Genomic DNA, 23,319 nt, shown 5'->3' on the forward strand with positions numbered 1-23,319 from the left:
ACACTAATTATCCACAATCTGTAATATATTGCTCTCATATTCTTTTGCTATAGAATCCCAAGAAAACTCCTCAATAACGTACTTATGACCATCTGACGCTAGCTTTTCACGGAGATCAGGGTCTTCTTGAAGCCGTTCGATGAGGTCAGCTAATTCATCAGATCCCTCAGGTTGAAAGGACAACCCAGCGTTTGCGTCTCGGAGAATTTGCTCTGCTTCACCCCTGACACCAAGCGCAATTGGAACACTGGCACCCATTGCTTCGAACATTTTCGATGGGATCGCCGTTCGGAATAGTTCCACATCCCTCAAATGAACCAGCGCTACGTCTGATAGTGTGAAGAAATCCGGCACTTGTTCCTTCGGTCTTCGTCCAACAAACATAACGTTCCCGAGGCCGCGTTTCTTTGCCTCACTTTCCAGCAAATTTGCTTCGGCACCGTCTCCGACGAGTACAAACAATACGTCCGACTTATCTTGTAACTGTTCAGCCGCATCGAGAACAACAGATAACCCGTGTGCTCGCCCGATTGTACCGACATACGAGATTACGAATGCATCGTCTAACTTCACGACGAGACCGTCCTCAATTTTGAATTCTTCCCCATCATGATCGAAATAAGAAGGCGTCACACCATTTGGGTGGAACCAAATTTTTGTAGGATCCACTCCTGCCGGTACAATTTGCGACTCAAATTTTCGTGAGACAACGACAATACGGTCTGCACGTCGATAGAGAAATCGTATTAAGACTCCAAGTGGCCATAACAAGCGCTCATCTGCATCAGTAAGAGTAGTAATGGTTTCCGGCCATAAATCTCTGATTTCGTAAACGAATTTGCTACCGTTAGCTCGTGCGGTAAGCCACCCAGTCACACCAGTGAGGGGTTGAGGAGATGTAGCAATGACAACGTCATGTTTTCGGAGCCGTAGTCCAACGATTGTTGTCAGGACCATGAACCAAATGAATTTCAGTGCTCTTCTCGGAAGGCCACCACTGGATGCAGGGATCGTCTTCGTCATGATGACGGAGACGTCACCAATCGATTCACGGTGTACCCATTCGTTCGAATATCCTTCGTAAATTTTCCCTTCCGGGTAATCCGGTGCCGAGGTGAGTACTGTAACATCGTGACCTGCGTCAGACCAGCGTGAACACAGTTCCTTCACCCGAGTTGGGCCAGCACCTGTCTCTGGAGGACAGTATTGAGTTACATATAATATTGAATGGGACGTTGAGTCTCCTGTCATCATCACTCGTTTGGTCAGGGTGGGTCTGGTTTAGTCATTTTGATGCATTTAGCAGGTGGAGAACACGGCAGAATTTTCTAACTTTGTATACATAGAGTGTAAATGACGTGATTACTAAAGGATTCTATCCATTTTCAAAGTCCCATAAATACTACCTTCGGATTGTCTCCCAACTGTCCTCGAGCACGTTCCACACCTGCCGAATAACGATTTTCAAGTCGAACCAGAAGGACTGTTTCCGGATGTACTCGAGATCGTAGCGCAGCTTCATCCTGGGATCGGTGCTCTTCGCGTCGTTGATCTGCGCCAGCCCTGTCAGCCCGGGTTTCACGAACCAGCGTTTGCGCCAGGCGGGCGTATCTTCCTCGAGCAGAGTTTCCTCCTCGGTCCAAGCGGCCCGTGGGCCGACGACACTCATTTTCCCAATGAGAATCGCCCACAGCTGCGGGAGTTCGTCCAGGTGTGTCTTCCGCAGCATCTGACCGACCCGCGTAATTCGGTCGTTCGACTCGTCGTCTACGGGCTCGGCGGAGTCCCCTTCGGGAACCATCGACCGGAACTTGTAGACGGGGAACGTCTCACCGAACCCGGCCGTGCGGTGCTGTTTGTAAAGCACCGGTCCCCGACTGTCGAGTTTCACGGCCACTGCAATCACTACCATCAATGGCGCGAAGACAACCAGACCTACTAGAGCAAACATTACGTCGAACAGCCGCTTGAACACGTGATCGAGCGGGTCCCACGGCTCGAGATCCACGTCCACCAGCTCCCCGACGTCGTCGTTGTTCACGAGCACGCTTGAGGCGTACTCGCGGTGGACCTTCGCCTCAACACCGTGTTCGTGGCACGCATCCAGCGCGCCGAAGAATTCCGCGCGGTCGGCCCGGAAGAACGCCAGGACGACGGTGTCGACGTCGTACTCGACCAGGACGTCCTCCAGACGGGACAGCCCGCCGAGTCTGGTCATCGCGCCCAGGCGACCGTACTCGTCGATAGCTGCTTCGAGGTCCGCGAGCTGGTGGTCCTCTATCGTCCCACCGTCGGTCAAAATGCCGTTGACTTCGGCCTCGGATTGCCCGGCTACCGTGGGCCGGGTCGGGCACAGATAGCCGATTATGGGCGCATCAATGGCGGGCGCGACCCGTTTGATCTGGTGGAGGTCGTCGCCGACGATCAGCGTTCGACCCGTCTCGCCGGCCGGCCGTCGGCGCACCTGGAAGAACCAGACCGGTACCACGACGGCCAGAATCGCGACGGTCATCGTCAGCGTCTGGCGGGGCAATCGATGAGACCACTTGAAGTAGCCCAGCGTCGCCATTGCCAATCCAGCCACGACCACGCGTTTCTCAGCGATGAAGATCGTGTCGAGCGCTCGCCGGGGCTGTGGTTTATACAGCGGCAACAACGCCCCGACCACGGCCACCGTGCTCAGCGCAACTGCCCAGCGCAGCGACTCCCCGTCGAGAACCGTTGGCTCGAGACGGTTGAATAGCGGCACGTACGTCGTGAACAGGTGCTGTGGGATCGGGTGATTCGCGATGAGGACGGCAGTAATCGTCAAGGCGAGTATCCCACCTGCACTCACGATTCGGTACTGCCACCCCTTCAGCATCTACGTAAGGCACCCGTGTTCTGAAGATATATGTCTTTGGAAATTACTGGATTGCTTACACCAATCCACATAATGGTTGTGGCCATTCGGTCGTTTCACTTCGATCACGTGAGGCGAGAATCACGTTGGTACTCATTAGTTTGCTCCTGTATATCTTCACACAAGTAAGGAAGTCTCGCAGAGACCCGTCTACAGCCACACGACTATAGGGACCTGAGCCGATATCGATCGCCCCTTCCTCGAGCGAAACAGACTGCCTGAAGGAGCGTTCGCTCGACGATACGTATCATGTTCTCGAAGTGGAGGGCATGGTCAAGTCGCTAGCCGGGAACTGTGGCGAGTAACTCTCCAGGTAACAGGGTAGTTCACACCCACCTGGAATTCCTGTCGAAACGCCAGTAGTGCAGAACGAAACGCCGAAGTACTGACTGTGAGTCGACAGAGATGATGCACACCGCGGTCCGTCTCGGACTGCTCGCCATCTGTCTCCTCGCGGCTGTCGGACTTGTAGTCCACCACGGGGCGACCTACGACGAGAACTGGTCCCACCCGACGGGCGACCAGCTCGAGGGGAACGTCGAGGCCTACACCGGCGAACGCGTCCTCCTCTTCGGCGAAGTCCACGCGGTCGAGGACGACGCACTGACGGTCCACGTGACCAACGACGCCGACGAAGTCGTCCTCGAGCTGACGGTCCACGGACCCACCGAGCCGGTCGAACCCGGCGGCGTGGTCCAGGTCTACGGGATTCTCGAGGGCGACCGAACCATGACACCCGACGGGTTCGTCGTTGTGAACGAGAGTCCGACGGCTACCCGGTACAAGCACCTCGCTTCTCTCCTCGGTGGGCTCCTCGCTGCTGCGTACTTCCTTCGACAGTGGCGAATCAACGTCGCTGGAATCGGCTTCGAGCCTCGCTACACCACAAGCGATACGCGAGAGGTGTCCGACGATGGCTGACCTCCTCACACACGTCCTCGTGGCCTACGCCTGTTTCACCGTTCTGCGCTGGCGCCTCGAGTGGCTTACCCCGCGCTGGCTCGCCATCAGTCTCGTTGGCTCGCTTCTGCCCGACATCAATCGCATCGAACTGGTCGTCTCCGACGCCGCAGTCGAAGCCGCGACCGGCGTTCCCTTCGACTTCGATGCGATCCACACGCTTGGCGGCATCGTCGTCCTCGCCGCCATCGGCGCGCTCTGCTTTCGAGCCAGTCACCAGCGCGCGTTCGTCATGCTGTTCGGGGGCGCACTCTCGCATCTCGCCGTGGACGGCCTGAAGGTGTACGCCGACGCACAGTCAGGCGCCTGGCTGTATCCCTTCACCTGGTTTCGTCACCCGTCGCCGAACCTGTACGTCTCCTCGGATCCGATCGTCCTTGCCGTGGCTATCGTTGTAGCCGCCATCGTCTGGCGTATCGACCGCTGGCTCGAGACCAGAGCGCCACAGCGACTTCGAGATCAGCGAGACCGCTGATATACTGATTCGGTCGGACGCACCGTCGACGCGATTCGCCCGACAGCTAACGAACCAGGATCAGCTATCTCGAGAATCATATCATCGTCGATAACGAATTCACGAGAAAGACGAACTCGAGACACCGGCGGCCGGAGTTCGCTGGAGACTAGGCCACCAGCTAACCCCACTGCCGTGTCGATTCGCGAGAATCGTCCTTTCTTTGCGAGTCCATCGAAAGATAACAACAGCTATAGTCCAGCGTCGGCCTTGCCAGACATATGATCGTGGTGGCTGACGTATGGAGTTGATCGACGACGAGGGCAAACTCTTCGGCCGAGTCAACGTCGTTGACGCGCTCGTCGTACTGATTTTGCTTGCAGTCGTCGTTGCTGGCATCGCCGTCGTCGGGGTCCTTTCGGGCGATGCCGAACCCGAAACCCGCTATGCGACGATCGATCTCGGCCCCCAATCCGAGCACGTCGCTGAACAAATTTCCGAGGGTGACGTCATGTACCTGGAGGGAAGCGGAGACAATCTGACGGTGACCGACGTCTATCGGTCGGCGTCGAGTGGCGATGACGAGGAACGCGCTGGTGGCGCTCACGTCGTGATCCGCGCGGAACTCAACGGGCAACTCGCCGAAGACGACCAGCGAGAGGACCCTGTCTTCCAGTTCGGTGGTCAACGCCTGCGCGTGGGCCAGACCCTGACGATCGACACGCTCGAGTACACGACCGAGGGTGAGGTCCGATCGGTGAGTGGCGAGGAAACGACGCTGCCGGTGAACGAGACGGAACTGGTCGTCGAGACGACCCTTCCGACCGCGACGGCCGACGAGATCGCCGAAGGAGATACCTACCGTATCGCCGGTGACACGATCGCGTCTGTCGAGTCGGTACGGACGCACGTCGCCGGCGACAACCGGCGCCGCGTCGTCGTTGGACTCACCGCCAGGACGATCGACACCAGCTCCGGGCCGGCGTTCGGCGATCAGCCAGTCGTACTCGGGTCGACGATTCCTGTTCGGACCGACGCCTACGAGTTCGCGGGGAACGTCACGCGACGCGGAGCACTCGAGGAGTCCGGCGAGGAAACCACCGTGAGCGTCACGGCGACCCTCGATAACGTGAAACCAGACGTCGCCGACGGCCTCGAGGCTGGCATGGCCGAAACCGAACGCGGCGAGACGGTCGCAACCATCGACACCGTCGAGACGGAACCCGCGTCGGTTATCCTCGAGAGTGAGGACGGCAACATCTACGAACGCGACCACCCCCGGAACCTCGACCTCACGCTCGATCTCGAACTCGAGGGTCGAGAGACCGAATCTGGGCTCCGATTCCACGGTGAACCACTTCGGGAGGGCGAGACGATCATCCTCGACTTCGGAACCGTCATCGTCACCGTCGAGGTAACGGATATCGATCGATAACACCTAACCACACCGATGACCGATTCACTCCGCGCAGCCTACGAACGTTCGACCGTCGTCACCGTCGTCGAGCGGATTCGCCGGAGGCTTGCAACGGCGCTCGCACGATCGGGGCTCGCCTCGACGATCGTTCCCGGTCCCTCGAGCCGAGATGATCGGGATTCGCCCGGTGAATCCGCTGGTGTCGAGGACGAACGCGCCACGCCTGCGGAGGCGGTCGGGACTGGGACTCCCGGAGCTGACGACTCCACGATTAAGCGCCATTCCCGATCGTTCGTCGCGCGGGCGACTGAGTCGTCGGTCATCGCTTCCCGCGGCCGGGCGGTCCAGCGCTTTGTAACTCGCGCTGGCCGTTCCGCTCGAGTCGTAGGAGGCGCGACCGTTCTCGCTCGATACGTAACGTCGTCGTCGGTGTATCGCTGGTTCACAGCCGAACCTGAACCGGAGGTGATCGTCATCGACCTGCGCGAGACGAGGACCGTCGGACCCATCTTCGCCATTCTCGATCGTGCAATCGCGTTCGTAACCGCCGGCCTCACGACCTCGCGTATCGCCAGGATCGGGCGTTCGATCGCCGATCGGGTCTGTGCCCGTCCGATCCGCGTTCTGGGGCTGTGTCTCCTTTCAGCGCTGCTCTCGAGCTTCCTCCTGTTGACGGTAACCGATGCGATCACTGTGCCTCTCGCCGTCGTCCACGGACTGCTGGCCCTCGTGGCGGCCGCCGGAACGCGTTCGAACGCGACCCTCGAGGATCTGCGCTCGTCGCGGGCTGCTGCCCTTCTCAGCGCGGTACTAGAGCCACCAGAACCGCCCGAACGAGTAGATGATGAGTCGCTGTCCGAGTCCGACCGACGGTAAGGGTGTCAACTCGATAAACTCGAACTCCGTGCTGACTCATTTTCGCCGGATATTTCCACCAGTGAAGACCCCACGGCGGACGCTCGATGGAGTTTCCCGCGGTCTCAATCCGGGACGATCGATGCGATAGTAGATCCTGGTCGCGCCAAGGATATCAAGGTGATCCAACCACGCGAAGGATCTCTGGCGCTTCGTACATTCGGTAGCGTTCTAAGTCTATTTACGGGAGACTTAGTAGATTTAGAACGGGGGCCGGACAGCTCTGTATCAAACTGGGATTCGAATTTCAGGACAGCTCCCGCCGATACACTTCGATATGGACATCACAGTGGCCATCGATCAGCGAACAATCTGACTGTTTGATTATTTGTGTTGGCCACGGTGATCGGTGAACTCCGTCAGTGTCTTGTGATCGTAAGAACCGTCCAACCGAAGCAAATGCTGTGGGCTGAGGGTCAATAGAAAGCCGTTGAATACGAGCTGAATCCTGATCACAATATTCTGAATAGTTCCTTCCTATGTGTGTTTGTCAAAGCGAGCTACGGCTCGTCTGGGCGTGGCGCGTTCTCGTACTTGACCATCTTCTCGGGTTTCTCGGAGATGGTCTCGTAGATCCGTTGCAGCGTCTCCTCGGCCGCGAGAAGGTTGTGGGCCTCGAGGAAGTCACGGCCCTCGTCGGTGAGCCCGTAGAACTTCCAGGGATAGCCCTGTCGGCGGTCGTCATCATCAAGCGCAACCTCTTTGACGATGTCGGCATCGATCAACTTCTGGATGTGCTTGTAGACGGTGGCGTCGCTGACGCTCGGGTTGAGCGCCTCGAGTTCGTACATCGAAGGGAGCTGGTCGGGATGCTGGAGGATGTTGTTGATGAGCGCAAATCGCGTTTGCTGGGTGACGAAGTGGACCAGTTCTCGGGCCTCCATCCCATCCGTAGTTCCAAGGTCGGTGCTCATACTGCACGGTACACGCTGTGGCGGCAAGTAGTTTACCCTTGAGTAAATCACTCTCGGGTAAACCAAACCTACTTGACCCGGTGATTTACTCCATAAACCATATCTTCTCGTCACGAGAATGTTTCCGTATGTCTGACGAGGAGTCGCCCGTTCCTAACGAAGTCCTCCAGAGTGCCAAAGAACAACTTTCTGACGAGGCGATCTCGCTTAGAGACAACGAAGAGATCCTCCATGCGCTGAGCGAACTGACTCCGGTCTACGAAACCGAGCGATCGTATTTCGTGCTCGGGAACTACGACCGGGAGCCTATCCGCCGGCTGAATCTGGTCGTTGATCGGTTGAACCGGCGAACGGATGCCTACGCCTTCCGAATGGTCGATATCCGAGGCGAATGGGACAACAGTATTCAAAAGTTCTGCCTGATTGCAGATATCGTCACGTATCTCGTCGGCGTCGCGGAGAAGAAACCGAGCGACTTCCTCGTTGAACAGGGACTCCTCGTTGGCACCACCGAATACTTCGCGAAGAGCCACGTCCTCAAGCGAGAGTACGAGGATGAAGAGCACTCGTTTGGTTGGATGCAGGACGGTGTCTTTGATTTGTTCGACAATGAGGGGCGTTTGTATCGATGGCGAACCGAGGAGGACCTCGTTGAAGTAACTGGCGAGCTGCCGTGAGTTCGAGTCTCCCCCGAGAATTACCTTCACTCACGCCGTGTCGACCTCGGGGATTACAAACCTCAGATAGTAGGCCTCGCGGGTGTACGCGGCGTCCATCGACGGGGCCTTCTCCTGAGGAGCATACACGCGCGTATCGACGAGTTCCTCGTCGTAGTGGACGATCAGATCGCCCGTCTGGGCCGACCCCATATTCTGGATGTCGCCAATGGCCAGCGCGCCGTACAGCTCGAACTCGCCGTGCATATACAGTGTTGATTCGGAGGCATGGACGTACCCTGTCACGGTGATTTCGTCGGACTCGGCGCGTTCGCCCCGTCGTTCTTCGTCCGCCCGGATATCACCGGCGGCGAAGACTCGCATATCAGGCGCCCGATGGGGATTGTCGGTCGTTTCGATCCGGACGTCATCGCCCAGCTCGAGGTCGCCCGTCACATACAACCGAAAGTCGTCATCGGCGACGATCGTCGCGTTTGCGAGCGTGAGGTTGCCGGCGACGAACAGCGAGGTGTCATCGACCAGTCGGAGGGTCTCATTGCTGACCTCGAGGTCGCCGTCCGTGTGGTAGGACCCGCCGGCTTCGAGAACAGTCAGGTCCGATGCTCCGATCGGGGCCCCCTGGGTCGACTCCTGCGCGGCGATGACGTCGCCTGTAGGCACCGGCACGGAGACGTTGTCGGCGTACTCGACGATCTGGTCGTCTGTGAGCCATGGGCCGGGGGTGATCGACTCACCGGAGACGACGCGCTCGACGCGGAGGTCGACCGTGCCGCCGCCGCCGGCCGCGAAGTGCAGTTCGTTCGGCGAGCGAATCGTCGCGTTGGCCCCGCGATTGTCCCCACCATACGCCCCCGCCGAGGAGGCGTAGCTGTCGACCCACAGACGGTCGATCTCGCCGACCGTGACGCCCCCTGTCTCCCCGAAAGCGATCGCCGACGAATCGGTCGGCGGCCGTGGTGCGTTGCCCCCTTCGAAGACCACCTCGACGGTCTCGCCGTCGACCAGCCGCGCCTCACCGCTCCTTTCGAGCGCCTCGTACCAGGCCGGCGCATACTCACTGTGGACGGTGAGGGTCACGTTCGCGGTCGGATCCTCGACGCGAATCGCCGTCGTCCCCGTTCGCTCGAGGTCGCCAGAAAACGTCTCACCGGCAAGTTGCGGCACCGTAATCTGCGTTGACCGCCCCTGTGTCTCGACGGCCGGATCGCGGATCGCCCGTCCGTCTTGCACCACGAGCCCGCCTTCGTACACCAGGTCGTCGGTCACGAGCCGCCCCATCGATTCGTTATACTCCTCCTGGCCGTCGACGCTGATCACGAGCCGACCTCCCTCGACCCGCTCGTACGACTCTTCGACACCAACCGCCCGGTGATCGCCTTCTCCCAGCGAGGTAACCCCGTGGGCGATCGTCTGCATCTCGAGGCGATCCCGCTCCGTCTCGGCTTCGTCTTGCACTAGCTCTAGTCCACTCACTCCCACCGTCGCAATCGCCGTGGCTCCCACCAGTACCATCCCAAAGAGGAGGACGACCCCGAGAACCTCCGCCTGTGCACGCCCCATGGCGTGTCTGCCCAACGGTGGTATACATACACATTATGGCGAGTTTAACATTCTGAAAATCGAATGGGTTGCCTAACCGAGGGAATAACACTGGTAGGCGGCCGAATATACTGTCAAGAACTTTCGAGCGACACACTTGCCTAATTACGAGTCCGAATCGACGAGTTCTGCCTGCCCGGCGGTTCCCTCGACCTCGGTCACGCGGACGGTCGCCTGGATGCCTCTGACTTCTTCCTCGAGAAAGAGGACGAATCCGCCGTCGGTTTTGCACACGAGCGTCCCGTCGGGCTTCTCGTCGACGATGTCGACGGTCAGTTCGTCGCCCGGTTCGGGCTTCCCGCCGAGGGGCTCGCCGCATCGCCAGCACTCCGTATCGTACGCTGGCGTGCCTTCAGGTGCGTTGTTCGCGCCACACCTCGGTGTATCGCATTTGATGAACGTCTCGTGTTCGCCTGGTAGATAACGTCCCACGCTACCACTGTCGAGAGCAAAGAGCAAAAAGGTCGTTCATTCCTCGAAGAGTCTCTGTGCCCGCCTGTAGATCGGTGCTTCCAGCCAATCTCTGTTCTCGGCCAGGTGCTCGAGCCGGTTCCGTGCATCGTCCTGTGTCAGCCGACTACGTTTGACGAGGGCTTTCAGCATGATAGGCGAGATTGCGACTCGAGCCGCTGTCATGTTTTGTAGTTCGGGTAATGCCCTGAGATCATCTGTAATGAGGAAGTCGGCGTCGAGTTCCTGGCAGAGGTGGACACAGCTTGCTTCACCGGGGTCGACCCTCGATGTCTGAACGTCGGGATTAGAGAGTTTGTGAATCGTGATTTGTGACCGGTTCTCGAGTGCTGTGGTAGCGCCAGTGCCGTGGATATCTGTGTACGCTGCGGTCGCTTCGAGTTCTTCGATTACGGTTTCGGTAGTGTGGGTGTCGAACTCCTCAAGTACCAAATCGAGAGTAGCTGCGGTAGCAAGAGAGACGAACGCGCTGGTGTCGACGACTATCATCTACAGGTCGGCGAGTTCGTCGGCAAGCTCGTCACCCTGCTCGAGAACGGTTTTCGATGCCCGGATTGCTTCTGCATCCTGCCGACCGAGAACGGTTTTCAGGGTATCGAACTCGATCTGATCCTCGAGGTAGAGTTCGGTGACTGCTTCCTTAAATCGGGCTTCGTCCTCGATCCCCTCGAAGTACTCCTGGAGTGCTTCCTTGATGATCTCGGTCCGATTTTTGTGAGCGATTTCAGCAGCGATGTCTGCCTTCTCGACCAGTTCATTTGGCAGTCTGAAGTTGACTCGTGTGGTCCCCATACCAACACCTCTTGTACATACGTTGTACCCACAAGTGTATAATTGCTTCTCTCGTCTCGCCACTACGTCTCCGTGTCGACGAGCTCCGTCTGTTCGGCGACCTCACCGTTCTGGGTCACTCGGCTGGTCGCTTGGACTCATGAAGTCGGTCCAAACTCCCGAAACACTGTCGACTGAAATCCATCGTCCTCGGCCCCAAGGCTCGACTGGTCTGTCACTCGAGGCGCGTCCACTCGAGACAGAACCGTTCCGCCTCGCCCGGCTGGTCGTCGAGAAGGCTCGCCGCTCGCGATGGCGGTCGGAAGGCGGCGCGGCCAGCGTACGGCATCGCGTAGGCTTCGCTGACTGCCTCGACGTTCGCCAGGGTGAGGCCGTCGGCGAGAAAGCGCTCACGCGAGAGGCCGTAACAGATGACGGCGTCCGACGCGGCCGTGACGATGCCGACGTTGGACAGGGCGTTCTCCGTTCCCTCTCGGTCGACGAGCGACGGATGACTACTCGAGTCCGTGAGGTCCGCCCCGCGGATCCAGAGATCGAAGCTGGCGGATGGATCGAGCCCGTCGGCCTCGAGCGCGGCCAGTTCGCGGAGTTGCTCGGCGAAGTCCGGGTAGCGCACCGTGTCGAGCGTCGGGGCGTCGGACTCGACGTCGGTGATCGGTATCGTGAGTTGGCGACTCTCTCCGGGCGTTAGCGTGGTGGACTCGCTGTGGCCGAGACTGACCTCGTCAAACGCCGCCTCCCCCAGCGAGCGGTCGACGAGTGCGGCTGCCTCCTGTGCGGGCATATAGGCCCCAGGATCGAACGGGACCGCGACCGCGGCGCTGAGCCCGGCCCCCTCGCTGTCGGCGGGCGTCTCGATTTGAAGTTCAAGTGTCCCGTCCTCGAGGAAGCGGTCGCGATCCAGCGCGTGAAAACACGTGGCCCGGTCGGTCACCGCGCTGGCGTCCGGGTAATCGCCGTCGGCGTAGCCGCCGAGGTCGCCCAGGTACGTCCACGACCCATCGTGCGTTCGAACCGACAGCCGATGGTCGGCATATTCGAAGCCGTCACCAACCACCCAGAGATCGAAGACCCCGTCGGCTGCGAACCCGTCGCGGCTCGCGAGCGTCGCCACCCAGGCGTACTGGAAGCGATCCCGGGCGATCGTGAAGGTGTTGATGGCGTCCCCATCGGGTTCGGCGCCGGGGACGTTCGGCACGAAGGGATCGAAGCCGGCCTCCGTCGGCACGTAACCGGTCCGGATGTACCACCCGAGCCCGCTCGCGCCAGCCGAAAGCGCCTCCCGGATCGTCATCCCGATCGTTTCCCTGTTCGGCGTGTGGTTCGGGTTGACGGTGTGGCTCTGGCCGAGGTAGAACACGGGCCGATCGTCGAGGACGTCTCGAGCGTTCGAGACGAGACTGTGGAGGGCAGCGTTGGCGCGGCCCGGTTCGACGTCCTTGTCAAACCAGCCCCGGTAGAAGTCGGTGAACGCGAACGCCGGGGCGACGTCACGTGCATACATCCCCTGGAGGAGTTCCTCGAACACCTCGGGACGCTTCGAATCGATGATGTACGGAAAGTGGACGAACAGCCCGACGTCGAGGTCGTCGTTAGCCGATTCGACGGCGTCTTTCTGGGTGGCGAAGATCTCCGGCCCCAGCTCGAGCAGGTTGTCGACGGCTTTCTGGGTCCACTCGCCGCCGGGAACCCACTGCCCGATGACCGGGGCTTCCTGCCAGAGGATCACCCGCCCGCGGTCGAAGAACTCGCCGTGGGCACTGACGACCGACTTCAGCCACTCGAGGTGAGCCTCTCGAGCCTGTTCATCGTTCACAAACGCTTCGGCGGGAATTTCGCTCAACAGTCCCGTATTGAGCCAGACGTCCAGCCCGTACTCGTTCGCCGACTCGAGGGCCGCCGTGAACGCCTCGGTGTCGGGGCCACTCGAGGGGGAGACGACCAGAACGACCGCGAGGTCGTGTCGCTGGGCGAACGCGAACAGGTTCTCTCGGATGGTCTCGCCCTCCCACAACCCGCCCGACAGCCAGAGAAAGTCCTGACGCGACTCCGACGTGTCGGCGACCGGTGGCGAGTCGAATCGGTGGTGAGCCAGACCACCGATCGCGCCGAGGCCGAGACCAGCGGCCAGGGCGAGCGAGCCGCGACGCGAGAGACGAGAACCGACGGTCGACCATCTGGAGGTATCCTCGGGCATGCGTACCAGTAACGTCGACCACACCACCCGGGACCTTGAGAGTTAACCACGCAGGCAACGGCCTATCCCCTCGTCTCCGTAGTACTCAGACGACCACGGAAACGACCGTCCCGCCGACGATCGCCAGCCCACCGAGGCCGAAACAGACCGCCCAGAAGGGCACCCGTTCGACGACCCGCATCAGGGCGCCGATAATCTGGCATCTGCCGATCACACTCACGATTAGGAGAGCAGACAGAGCCTTGACGCTCTAGAGGGCACCAACCAGAATCGAGACTGTAACGTGATTCCACCGCGACGCTCACGGCGGATTGGTGAACGAATTCAATCGACTCACGTCACCATGATCATAGGCGGCTCGCCACATCGCGTGGACTGCCCGTGTGACGAGTGACACCTCCTCGACGGTAATACACGAGGGCTCTGCGGTCACACCCTGAACAGGTGGATGGAAGTGTTTCTCGGGAGAGTGGGTATTGGGATGGCGATCGAATCGCCAGTTGACTTCATCGGTGTCGACGTAGTGGAACGAATACATTCCGCGCTCGCTCCACTGGACGTCGAGACGCGCGCCGTCAGCTGCTCCGATCCCGTCACCAAGTTCGATGTGGAGTTCGGTCGGAGCGATGGGATCGTCGTAGGACGTCTCGTCGACGAGCGGCTCGAGCGTGCGCCAGAGGTCGCGAATTCGTCGAAGAGCGGGAAGGTAAATCGGACCGAACTCGCCAGCACGATCGGCCCCTGTCATGCAGTGAGCTGCTGGCTCGCCTCGCTGTATGCGAGGGCCGCCTGTGCGATAGAGAGGTTCTGCCGAGTGGTGCGCCACGTACTCAGGTCCTCCCACCCCTGCCCATCGTCGGCGTCGAGTTCACGTGCGAGTTCCTCGGGCGAAACGACGTCGTACTGGTCTTCGTACCGGCGAATCTCCCGTTTCATTCGTTTGATGCCGTCGAGCAACTCCTCACGAGTCGTTTCGCGTCGAAGTTCGCGGATTCGGGTCATGAGCACGCGGTCGGCGTTCCGTTTGTAGACCGTCGATCGCCCCTCCTGCTCGGCTTCGGCGAACCCGGTATTGACGAGGGCCTTGCAGTGCCGACGAGCGGTCGGCTCGCTAACGAGCGCTCGCTCGGCGATTTCGGCAGCCGACTGGCCGTCGTGAGTCTGTTCGACAATCTCGTAAACACGTTCGAACGGTGTCGTCTCGGCCTTCCACTCCGCTTTGACGTGTTCGTTGAGGTCGTTCCACGTCTCCTCAGTCATAGTCTCACGTACGACTCGAAAGAACAAATAGTTTCCTCAGAAAATAATTCTTCCCTCGCAGCCTCCAGCAGCTACGTTCACGCGATCGCGGGATCGCATCTAGACGACCACGGAAACGACCGTCCCGCCGATGATCGCCAATCCGCCGAGGCCGAAACACACCGCCCAGAAGGGCACCCGCTCGACGATTCGCATGAGTGCGTCGATGGTCAGGTACCCCACGACCCCACTCACCAGCAGCGCAACTACAGCTGGCACGGGCGCGATCCCGGGCAGCCCGCCGGCGCCGGCCATCGTCAGCGCTGCCGCGCCGAGACTCGCCGGAATCGACAGCAAAAACGATAGGCGAAACGCGGCGGGCGGTTCGTAACTCCGAAACAACAGGGCGCTCGTGGTCATCCCCGAGCGTGAAATCCCGGGTAGGATGGCGAGGCCCTGGACGGCGCCCACCAGGATCGAATCGACCAGCGTCGGTTCCTCGCGAGTGCCCATCGAGACGGACTCGAGGCGCAACTGGATCACGCCGGTCAGGATCAACAACACGCCGATCAGGCCGATGAACACCCCACCCGTTAGCTGCCCTGCGAGGTCAACGGCGTAGATATACAGCGGGATCCCCACCAGGCCGGTCATCGCAGATGCGAGGACGATGTAGGACGTGATCGCGTTCTCCCCCTCGTAGGCCCGACTCGGTCGCCACTCAGGAACGGACTCTAGGGCCGCCCGTATCTCCTCACGATAGTACGTCGCCGCCGAGAGGGTCGTACCGACCTGTAAGAACAGCGCCAGTTGGAGCGCCACGCCGGGGTCGGTGCCGACGAGCGTCAGAAACAGCGAGAGGTTGCCCTGGCTCGAGACCGGCAGCCACTCGACGACGCCCTGGACGATCCCGGCGAGAATCGCGACGAGCAACTCGAGGTCCGACTCTGCGACGGCAACGACGAACGCCCCCATGTCGTGGCTGACTCTCGGGTGGACACACAAGACCGTTTACATTCCCATTTGGTCAGCGAACCCCAATCGACTCGAAATCAGTCGGCCGCCTGCCCGCCGTCGATGGGGATCGTGTGTCCGGTGATGTACGACGCGTCGGACGAGCAGAGGAAGGCGACCGCGCCGGCCATTTCCTCGGGTTCGGCGATGCGGTCCATCGGGACGTCCCGCATCGCCGAGGTATCGAACTCGAACCGGAGCGTCTGAATGGCCATCCGCACCATCCCGATCGCGAGCCGGACTCGATCCACCAATGATCGCGAGCCGGCGGCGATGCCCAGCATCCCCGACTGAATGTTCGTCTTCGTCGGTCCGGGAGCGATGGCGTTGACCCGGATGCCGCGGCTGGCGTACTCGAGCGCGACCGACTTCGTGAGGCCGACGACGCCGTGTTTACTGGCCGAATAGCTGGCGAGGCCGCCCATGCCGACTAAGCCCGCCTCGGAGGTCGTGTTGACGATTACGCCGTGACCCTGTGCTTCCATCACGGGGAGTTCGGCTCGCATGCACGCCCATACCCCTTTCAGGTTGATGTCTAGCAGTTTGTCCCACTTCTCCTCGGTCAACTCCGCTGCCCCCGTGAAGCCGGTGAGGATGCCTGCGTTGTTGTGCGCGAAGTCGAGGCTCCCGTAGGTGTCGACCGCGACGTCGACCATTTGCTGGACCGACTCGAGGTCGGAGACGTCCACCTCGACGAAGGTGGCGTCGCCGCCGTTGGCTTCGATCAGGTCGACGGTCTCGCGGGCGCTCGATTCGACGATGTCGGCGACGACGACGTTGGCGCCTTCGTCGGCGAACCGCCGTGCAGACGCCCGACCGATTCCCGATCCCGCTCCGGTGACGAGCGCCGTCTTCCCAGCTAAACCTTTCATGATAATCTCGCTCGATACTATCCATCGATACATGTATAGTAATTTTGGGGAACAGGTTCTGTTCTGGGTGCGAACGAAAGCCGTCGCGGTATCCGTCGACCCACTCGCACTGACGAGTCAGGCCGTCGCCCTATTGTTCTCGCTGTCTGCTCACACGGTTTTGCTAGTTACCCGACCAATACAGCTAACCGATGGCCGCGCTCGCCTGATATCCAACGTAGGCCGTTTTGGTGTCGAACGTTACTCGTGCCACGTTCCTTCGGGTCGTCGTGATCCGTTGTGTGGTGTTCGAGTCTTGCGACTGTGTCCGTCTTCTCGAGTGAGATCCTCTCCGTGGCTTGCCCCGTCCCGAATCTGTTGTTTCCGACGGGAACGCTTGTGTCTCTCGAGGGCGTATCCCACTTTATGACGACCATCTACACGGCGCTTCCGAATCGGTTGCTGGTCTCCCGAGACGACGGCGACAGCGAGTGGTCACAGTCGACTCGCCTCGAGGGCTACGACCTTGAGTGCGTCGCCATCTCACCAGACGACCCCGACCGGGTCTTCGTCGGCACGTTCGAGGACGGCCTCTTTCGATCGACCGATGGCGGCGACTCCTTCGACGCACTCGAGACAGACTTCGCCAGCGAGGCCGTCATGGCGGCGACGGTCAGCCCCCACGACCCCGACGTCGTCTACGCGGGCACCGAACCCAGCCGCGTCTATCGCTCCGACGATGGCGGCGACACCTGGACCCACCTCGAAGGGCTGGTCGACCTCCCCTCCGAGGAGGAGTGGTACTTCCCACCGCGACCCCACACCCACCACGTGCGCTGGCTCGAGGTCGACCCCCACGATCCCGACCGCCTCTACGTGGGGATCGAGGCGGGGGCGTTTGTCATCCGCGACGAAGCCGAGGACAGCTGGCAGGAACGCCCCGAGGGCTCGCGGATCGACAACCACAGCCTCGCCACCCATCCCGAGATGGAGGGCCGGGTGTACTCCGCGGCGGGTGACGGCTACGCCCAGAGCGATGACGGCGGCGAGACCTGGAACCATCCACAGACGGGCCTCGAGCATCGCTACTGCTGGTCGGTCGTCCCTCATCCCGACGACCCCAACCGGGTGCTCCTCTCGAGCGCCAGCGGCGCCTCGAGCGCACACACGGCCTCGCGGGCGAAGGCCTACGCCTACCGCAAACCGGGACCGGACGCCGACTGGGAGCGCCTCGACGACCGCGGCCTTCCGATGGGCGAGGGCGTCGTCCGGACGATCTTCGCCGAGTCTGAAGGAACGGTGTACGCCGTCAACAATCTCGGCTGTTTCGTCTCACAGGACTTCGGCGACTCGTGGTCGGTGCTCGAGGCGGACTGGGAGGGGCCGGAGTCCAAAACGCCGCGCGGGCTGGCGATTGTCGCATAACCGACACAACCATCTTCCGGTCTAACCAAAAGCAATAACGCCTATCTATCTCTCTGGAGACGCTCGCGGCGTTCCTCGAATTCTTCGTCCGAGAGATCCCCACGAGCGTAGGCCAATCGTAACTCTTCGAACGCCGCATCGCTCTGTCGAGTGCCTGATCGGCGAATCGCGCTGTACAGCAGGTAGCCGATACCGAGGATCACGAGCACGGGAATGAGGGACATGAGGACCCACATCCACGTACCCCCGGAGCCGTTCCACGCACCACCGCCCCACATGTGGCCCCATCCCCACAGTCCCATCATCGGCATCATCGCGACCATCATGACGACCGGCACGAGCAGGATTGCAGCGATGACGATCAGGAGCGTTCGAGTGAACGAATCATCGGTTGCCATACTCCAGGATACGGCGCCCAGGTACGTTATTCCTCCACCCAGATTCCCGCGAAACAGGAAACGTAGCTCGAATACAGCCGCGCCGTCGGCCTGATCGAATCGCCAGGCAATGCCGTCGGTGGCAGCCGACAGTCGCTCGTCCAGCGACTGTGTTCGTTTTTTTGAGTACTCTCGCCACCCACGCTCACGCTTGCTGTACCGGGTGTCTCGAGTGTCCGTCGGTCCGCCTCGGACGGCCACCGATACGAATGAGCGAGGAGAGCGACGTCCGGACGATCGGCGCACTGCTCGAAGACGAATATATTCACGCCATCCTCATCCACACGAGCATAACTTCCACGACGTCGGTTACCGATCGCTCGATCGACGTCGCTCGAGTAGATTCTGGAATAGCCAATCCTGAAATAGGCTATTTCAGGATTGGCTATTTTCGAATTCTTTGCGATCACCTAAGGACAGCTGGCGGGGCTTCATCCGATCAACGTCGAAGCGACCAGCGATCCCATTGAACCGGTCGACGGGATACTTCGGGGACTGGGAACGGATTCGCCGAGGGTGGTCGCTCGAGCCGAGTGTGTGCCCGCCCGACACGCCCCCGGGTTCGAAATCCTTTTAGGCGCTACCCGGGCATAGTAGAGTAACTGAGTGATATCATGGAAGTCGACATCATCTCCGAGGAGGGAAATCCCATGTTGCACCGCACGAACGTCACGTTTGAACTGACCCACGACGAGGCGACGCCCTCGCGTCTGCAGGTCCGTGACAGCCTCGCCGCGAAAATGAACAAGGACGCCGACGAGGTCGTCATCCGCAAACTCGACACCAAGTTCGGCATGCGCAAGACCGTCGGCCACGCGAAGGTCTACGAGACCTCCGCCCACGCCACCGAGGTCGAACAGGAGCACATGCTCGAGCGCAACAAGATCGTCACCGACGAGAGCGACGTCGAAGCGGAGGAGGCCTGAGATGGCACACTACGAACTCTACAACGCCGAGGGCGAAGTCGAGCGCGAACAGTGCCCACGCTGTGGGGACTCGTTCCTCGCCGACCACGGCGACCGCCAGCACTGCGGCAAGTGCGGCTACACCGAGTGGGCGTAAGCCGGCTCGAGTCGCCTCTCGTCGCCGTGTTGAACCGTACACGATCACGACCACAATTTTTCACACGTGAGGAGCGTCAGCTGTGACCCGAAACACCCGTAGTGAGTCGGACGCCGACTCGAGGATGGCCACTGACTCCAGTGCCAATCCCGGCCCCACTGACGACCGACCGCCGCGCGTCCTCGGCATCGAGGGTACCGCGTGGGCGGCGAGTGCGGCCCTGTACGACGGCGACGAGGTGGTGATTGAGACCGACGCCTACGAACCCGACAGCGGCGGCATCCACCCCCGAGAGGCCGCCGAGCACATGCACGACGCGATCCCGCGAGTCGTCGAGACGGTGCTCGAGCACGCCGCCGAGACGACGGACGAACGGCCACCGATCGACGCCGTTGCCTTCTCCCGCGGCCCCGGCCTCGGTCCCTGCCTACGCGTCGTCGGCACCGCTGCACGGGCGCTCGCGGGCACCCTCGAGGTACCCCTGATCGGCGTCAATCACATGGTCGCCCACCTCGAAATCGGCCGCCACGCGGCCGACTTCGACGATCCGGTCTGTCTGAACGCCAGCGGGGCCAACGCCCACCTGCTCGCCTATCGCAACGGGCGCTATCGCGTCCTGGGCGAGACGATGGACACCGGCGTCGGCAACGCGATCGACAAATTCACCCGACACGTCGGCTGGTCCCACCCCGGCGGCCCGAAGGTCGAGCAAGCCGCCAAAGACGGCGAGTACGTCGACCTGCCCTACGTCGTCAAGGGGATGGACTTTTCGTTTTCGGGGATCATGTCCGCGGCGAAGGCTGCCGTCGACGAAGGCCACGCCGTCGAGGACGTCTGCTTTTCACTCCAGGAACACATCTTCGCGATACTCACCGAAGTCGCCGAACGCGCGCTCTCGCTCACCGGCAGCGACGAACTCGTCCTCGGGGGCGGCGTCGGTCACAATGCTCGCCTCCGCGAGATGCTCGAGACGATGTGCGCCGACCGGGGTGCCGAGTTCTACGCCCCCGAGCCCCGGTTCCTGGGCGACAACGCCGGGATGATCGCCGTCCTCGGCGCAAAGATGTACGCTGTGGGTGACACGCTCGAGATTTCGGACTCCCGCGTCGACCCCGACTTCCGACCCGATCAGGTGCCGGTCACCTGGCGGAGCGACGAACCGGATCGGGCCGTCGTCGGGGGAGACGATGGCGGCGAGAGTAGAGACGAAGCCGCGAGCGAGAGTGAGGACGAAGCCACGAGCGTGAGTGACGACGAAGCCGCGAGCGAGACGACAATTCGCGGCGCCGAAGCCGTCGTCACCCTCGAGCCCGAAGCCGGTCGCGTCCGCAAGCGTCGCCGCCCCAAACGCTACCGCCACCCCGACCTCGATGCGCGCCTGCGACGCGAGCGGACCACCCTCGAGGCCCGTCTCACGAGTCACGCTCGACGAGCGGGCGTCCCGACGCCGGTGGTTCGCGACGTCGATCTCCAGGAAGCGACCCTCGAGTTCGAGTACGTCGGCGACGACGATTTACAGGCGGCGCTGACAGTCGACCGCGTCGAATCCGTTGGGCGGTCGCTCGCGACCATCCACGAGGCGGGGTTCGTCCACGGGGATCCGACGACGCGAAACGTTCGCGTCGACGCCGACCGAACCTACCTGATCGACTTCGGGCTGGGCTATCACTCCGACCACCTCGAGGACTACGCGATGGACCTCCACGTCTTCGACCAGAGCCTGGTCGGGACGGCCGACGAGCCCGAACCGCTCAGGGAGGCGCTCCGGGCGGGCTACCGCGAGGCCGGGGACGGGGCAGTCCTCGAGCGCCTCCGCGAGATCGAGCACCGGGGTCGGTACGTCGAAAAAGAGTGATTCGGGCCGTTCTGGAACTCCCTGGTCACAGCGGGGCCGCAAGTCCGAAGTCGAAGCTGAGGCGGATTGGGTCGTTCACGACCGGTGGGATTGTCCTTTTCCGTACTCGAGATGAGTCAGTCTTCCAACGACCTGGGAAGAACCGTATCCCCACACTACTGGCCACCACCGTACCGTACAGCGAATACGTCCCCAAATCGTCTGTCACCAACAGTGGTTGTGCCAGGTCGATTTTCACATGCTAGCCATTGGGTACGCTTCGCATACCTTCAAGACAAGCTAGTCTGTCTTTTGGCGTAGCACGTATATGTATTCTTGTATTTCATGAATCAATTAACGAACGACTGCCGGATTTCTGGTCACGAGTCTCGAGGAGCGATCACCCATGAGTAATAACACGAAGCACACGGGCGCGATTCTCAACAAATTAGCGAACGAAGGGTCGATGAATACCGCGGCAGAACCGAACACCCTCTCTGTCGAACGGAACGAAAGCCACCAGTCCGCGGTCGAACGTGACCTCGAGGAGATGATGGCGCAGGTCGTTAGCGTCCTCCCTGCCGAAGACGTCCGGTTCGAGGATGCGCTTCTCAAAGAAAACCTCGACGAGGTCCTCCTGATGCTCGTCGCCCTCCACGACGGGGCTAACGGCAAGGAACTCCTCTCGACGTTAGCCACTTACTTCGACGTCCAGTTGAGTCCCGGCATCGTGTATCCAGCACTTCACGACCTCGAGGACGAGGCCTTCCTGGAGATGCACCCGATGGTCCGCACGAAGGAATATTCGATTTCGAACGAGGATCACGTACGTGCGACGCTCGAGGCGACGATGGTCCAGCACCTCGCGTTCGGTTTACTGCTCTCTGCGTTCCTCCCCCGACTCACCTCAACGTAACTCCCACAACCGCTGCTACTGCGACAGCGATCTGCCGAATATCGTCGACACGCCACAGGAACGACGTTTTTAGGGAGCTCCCATCGCTTATTTGGCTGCCGCATGTTCTCGTTACAATGCGTTACCGTTGTGTTGCCGTCACTGCACTCGCTGCGGCGTTCGTCTGGGAACTGTGACGTTTCCCCAGTTATGCACAGCACCTCGAGGTCCAGATATCGAGCACTCATCGATCGACTCGTGGTCTGTTCTGGCTTCGTATTTCAACTTCTAATGGATAGTGCGCTATCTTGCCTTCCATCTGTAGCCGGTCTCATGAGACCGGACATGCGAACATCTTTTATTCCATGGGCGAGTAGAGATGAGTAACAACTGTGATCCCTATGAGCAGCAACGACACTAAGCACGTCCAGACGGAGTTGACCGGGGACGAATACGAACAGTTCCGTGAGTTCGCTCGAGAACACGGGCTGTCGCTCAAAGAGGCCGGGCACGAAGCGCTCATCGAGTGGGTCGAACGACAACAGCGAGCGGATCCAAACGACCGAGCGTTCACCGTCCTCGACGAACTCGAGGAAGACTCACTTCCAACATCGGCGGAAACTGACGCTCGCGACGAAAATGATCTCCTTGAGGAGTGGGACGGTAGCGAGGAATCGTTCACGCTTGCCGACGATCCATCCGCGCAATCCTGACGTCACATGGCAGAGCCAGTCGACACACCGATTGGGACGGTCACGGCCGAGCATTTTCGACCTGGCCACGTTCGACACCAGGTCGTCGTTGGCCCGAAGTTCCTCTATGCACTGTTCAACCCCCGCGATCGGATGCATCCGGTCTCGCGGGCGTTCATGGCGTTCGTTCGCGATGGTGACCTCCCCTATCGTCGGCTCATCGTCAACGACCACATCGTTGACGAGGCGGCAACGCGGTTGAAAAAGCAGTCATCGATGCGGAACGCGGTCTCGTTCCTCACGACGCTTGACGAGAGTACGCTCTACCAGTTCGAAGATGTCTCCGAGGCCGTCTTCGATGCCGCCAAAGCAACGTTCGTCGAGTGGACGGATCTAGATGCGTCATTCACCGATTTCGTCGTTGCAGCACACATGGACGCGCTGGAGGTCGATCACATTCTTACGTACGACCAGCACTACGATGCGTTCGATGTGACGACGCTCCCATATCGAAATCAGAATTGAGTAACACTACGCGGCTAATCCATCGACACCTTTTGAACACGGCCAGT

25 protein-coding genes and 1 pseudogene are annotated in these 23,319 nt (G+C 60.6%); 12 read left to right on the forward strand and 14 right to left on the reverse strand.

Features of this window, described 5'->3' with window-relative positions:
- Positions 1–3 precede the first annotated feature (3 nt).
- Positions 4–1,254: a glycosyltransferase family 4 protein gene (locus AC6I65_RS03540; protein WP_497902694.1), complete on the reverse strand. Its 1,251-nt coding sequence runs from the start codon at positions 1,252–1,254 to the stop codon at positions 4–6.
- A gap of 148 nt (positions 1,255–1,402) precedes the next feature.
- The gene (locus AC6I65_RS03545) at positions 1,403–2,863 is read right to left on the reverse strand and encodes a sugar transferase (RefSeq protein ID WP_497902695.1); all 1,461 of its coding nucleotides are present in this window, start codon (positions 2,861–2,863) and stop codon (positions 1,403–1,405) included.
- A gap of 447 nt (positions 2,864–3,310) precedes the next feature.
- Here AC6I65_RS03545 and AC6I65_RS03550 point away from each other — a divergent pair, with 447 nt between their 5' ends.
- From AC6I65_RS03550 to AC6I65_RS03565, 4 genes are all read left to right on the forward strand, one after another.
- Positions 3,311–3,823: an OB-like fold-containing membrane protein gene (locus AC6I65_RS03550; protein ID WP_497902696.1), complete on the forward strand. Its 513-nt coding sequence runs from the start codon at positions 3,311–3,313 to the stop codon at positions 3,821–3,823.
- Positions 3,816–4,337 carry a metal-dependent hydrolase gene (locus AC6I65_RS03555; RefSeq protein ID WP_497902697.1) on the forward strand — a complete coding sequence of 174 codons (522 nt, stop codon included), beginning with the start codon at positions 3,816–3,818 and terminating at the stop codon, positions 4,335–4,337. The genes AC6I65_RS03550 and AC6I65_RS03555 overlap by 8 nt, the downstream gene beginning before the upstream one ends.
- Positions 4,338–4,617: 280 nt before the next feature.
- Positions 4,618–5,751 (forward strand): DUF4330 family protein, encoded by a 1,134-nt coding sequence (locus AC6I65_RS03560; protein WP_497902698.1) that lies wholly within the window; start codon positions 4,618–4,620, stop codon positions 5,749–5,751.
- A 15-nt stretch (positions 5,752–5,766) separates the two neighbouring features.
- Positions 5,767–6,609 carry a hypothetical protein gene (locus tag AC6I65_RS03565; RefSeq protein ID WP_497902699.1) on the forward strand — a complete coding sequence of 281 codons (843 nt, stop codon included), beginning with the start codon at positions 5,767–5,769 and terminating at the stop codon, positions 6,607–6,609.
- A 539-nt stretch (positions 6,610–7,148) separates the two neighbouring features.
- Here the strand turns inward: AC6I65_RS03565 and AC6I65_RS03570 are convergent.
- Positions 7,149–7,562: a PadR family transcriptional regulator gene (locus tag AC6I65_RS03570; RefSeq protein WP_497902700.1), complete on the reverse strand. Its 414-nt coding sequence runs from the start codon at positions 7,560–7,562 to the stop codon at positions 7,149–7,151.
- 128 nt (positions 7,563–7,690) lie between these two features.
- Between AC6I65_RS03570 and AC6I65_RS03575 the strand changes: the two genes are divergently transcribed.
- A complete protein-coding gene (locus tag AC6I65_RS03575; protein ID WP_497903155.1) occupies positions 7,691–8,239 on the forward strand; it encodes a DUF8170 family protein in 549 nt (182 codons plus the stop codon).
- A gap of 30 nt (positions 8,240–8,269) precedes the next feature.
- Here AC6I65_RS03575 and AC6I65_RS03580 read toward each other — a convergent pair whose 3' ends face one another.
- From AC6I65_RS03580 to AC6I65_RS03625, 10 genes and pseudogenes are all read right to left on the reverse strand, one after another.
- On the reverse strand, positions 8,270–9,799 hold the full coding sequence (locus tag AC6I65_RS03580; RefSeq protein ID WP_497902701.1) for a DUF7289 family protein: 1,530 nt from the start codon (positions 9,797–9,799) through the stop codon (positions 8,270–8,272).
- A 144-nt stretch (positions 9,800–9,943) separates the two neighbouring features.
- On the reverse strand, positions 9,944–10,270 hold the full coding sequence (locus AC6I65_RS03585; protein WP_497902702.1) for a TRAM domain-containing protein: 327 nt from the start codon (positions 10,268–10,270) through the stop codon (positions 9,944–9,946).
- Between the two features lie 36 nt (positions 10,271–10,306).
- Entirely contained in the window at positions 10,307–10,798 is a 492-nt protein-coding gene (locus tag AC6I65_RS03590) for a PIN domain-containing protein (RefSeq protein WP_497902703.1), read from the reverse strand.
- The gene (locus AC6I65_RS03595) at positions 10,799–11,101 is read right to left on the reverse strand and encodes a ribbon-helix-helix domain-containing protein (RefSeq protein WP_497902704.1); all 303 of its coding nucleotides are present in this window, start codon (positions 11,099–11,101) and stop codon (positions 10,799–10,801) included.
- 214 nt (positions 11,102–11,315) lie between these two features.
- Positions 11,316–13,298 (reverse strand): hypothetical protein, encoded by a 1,983-nt coding sequence (locus AC6I65_RS03600; RefSeq protein ID WP_497902705.1) that lies wholly within the window; start codon positions 13,296–13,298, stop codon positions 11,316–11,318.
- A gap of 85 nt (positions 13,299–13,383) precedes the next feature.
- A pseudogene (locus AC6I65_RS03605) lies at positions 13,384–13,539 on the reverse strand (undecaprenyl-diphosphate phosphatase); the annotation flags it as partial.
- Between the two features lie 60 nt (positions 13,540–13,599).
- Positions 13,600–14,046 (reverse strand): toxin-antitoxin system TumE family protein, encoded by a 447-nt coding sequence (locus tag AC6I65_RS03610; protein ID WP_497902706.1) that lies wholly within the window; start codon positions 14,044–14,046, stop codon positions 13,600–13,602.
- Positions 14,043–14,558 carry a winged helix-turn-helix domain-containing protein gene (locus tag AC6I65_RS03615; protein ID WP_497902707.1) on the reverse strand — a complete coding sequence of 172 codons (516 nt, stop codon included), beginning with the start codon at positions 14,556–14,558 and terminating at the stop codon, positions 14,043–14,045. The genes AC6I65_RS03610 and AC6I65_RS03615 overlap by 4 nt, the downstream gene beginning before the upstream one ends.
- Positions 14,559–14,657: 99 nt before the next feature.
- Positions 14,658–15,512, reverse strand: coding sequence for an undecaprenyl-diphosphate phosphatase (locus AC6I65_RS03620; RefSeq protein ID WP_497902708.1), 855 nt, complete (start codon positions 15,510–15,512; stop codon positions 14,658–14,660).
- 77 nt (positions 15,513–15,589) lie between these two features.
- Entirely contained in the window at positions 15,590–16,423 is an 834-nt protein-coding gene (locus AC6I65_RS03625; RefSeq protein ID WP_497902709.1) for an SDR family NAD(P)-dependent oxidoreductase, read from the reverse strand.
- Between the two features lie 405 nt (positions 16,424–16,828).
- On the opposite strand from AC6I65_RS03625, the gene AC6I65_RS03630 reads away from it, so the two are divergent.
- Positions 16,829–17,827, forward strand: coding sequence for a WD40/YVTN/BNR-like repeat-containing protein (locus AC6I65_RS03630; protein WP_497902710.1), 999 nt, complete (start codon positions 16,829–16,831; stop codon positions 17,825–17,827).
- 41 nt (positions 17,828–17,868) lie between these two features.
- Here the strand turns inward: AC6I65_RS03630 and AC6I65_RS03635 are convergent, their stop codons facing one another.
- A complete protein-coding gene (locus AC6I65_RS03635; RefSeq protein WP_497902711.1) occupies positions 17,869–18,225 on the reverse strand; it encodes an SHOCT domain-containing protein in 357 nt (118 codons plus the stop codon).
- A gap of 653 nt (positions 18,226–18,878) precedes the next feature.
- On the opposite strand from AC6I65_RS03635, the gene AC6I65_RS03640 reads away from it, so the two are divergent.
- The 6 genes from AC6I65_RS03640 to AC6I65_RS03665 all read left to right on the forward strand — a co-directional run bounded on the left by AC6I65_RS03640 (position 18,879) and on the right by AC6I65_RS03665 (position 23,272).
- A complete protein-coding gene (locus tag AC6I65_RS03640; RefSeq protein ID WP_497902712.1) occupies positions 18,879–19,190 on the forward strand; it encodes a 30S ribosomal protein S24e in 312 nt (103 codons plus the stop codon).
- A gap of 1 nt (position 19,191) precedes the next feature.
- Positions 19,192–19,326 carry a 30S ribosomal protein S27ae gene (locus AC6I65_RS03645; protein ID WP_497902713.1) on the forward strand — a complete coding sequence of 45 codons (135 nt, stop codon included), beginning with the start codon at positions 19,192–19,194 and terminating at the stop codon, positions 19,324–19,326.
- Positions 19,327–19,450: 124 nt separating this feature from the next.
- Positions 19,451–21,181 carry a bifunctional N(6)-L-threonylcarbamoyladenine synthase/serine/threonine protein kinase gene (locus AC6I65_RS03650; RefSeq protein ID WP_497902714.1) on the forward strand — a complete coding sequence of 577 codons (1,731 nt, stop codon included), beginning with the start codon at positions 19,451–19,453 and terminating at the stop codon, positions 21,179–21,181.
- A 385-nt stretch (positions 21,182–21,566) separates the two neighbouring features.
- Complete coding sequence (locus tag AC6I65_RS03655) at positions 21,567–22,076, forward strand: PadR family transcriptional regulator (protein WP_497902715.1); 510 nt, start codon at positions 21,567–21,569, stop codon at positions 22,074–22,076.
- A gap of 380 nt (positions 22,077–22,456) precedes the next feature.
- Positions 22,457–22,768, forward strand: coding sequence for a hypothetical protein (locus AC6I65_RS03660; RefSeq protein ID WP_497902716.1), 312 nt, complete (start codon positions 22,457–22,459; stop codon positions 22,766–22,768).
- 6 nt (positions 22,769–22,774) lie between these two features.
- Entirely contained in the window at positions 22,775–23,272 is a 498-nt protein-coding gene (locus AC6I65_RS03665) for a type II toxin-antitoxin system VapC family toxin (protein WP_497902717.1), read from the forward strand.
- Positions 23,273–23,319: the final 47 nt, after the last annotated feature.

It is taken from the genome of Natronosalvus sp. KLKA75, from assembly GCF_059736265.1.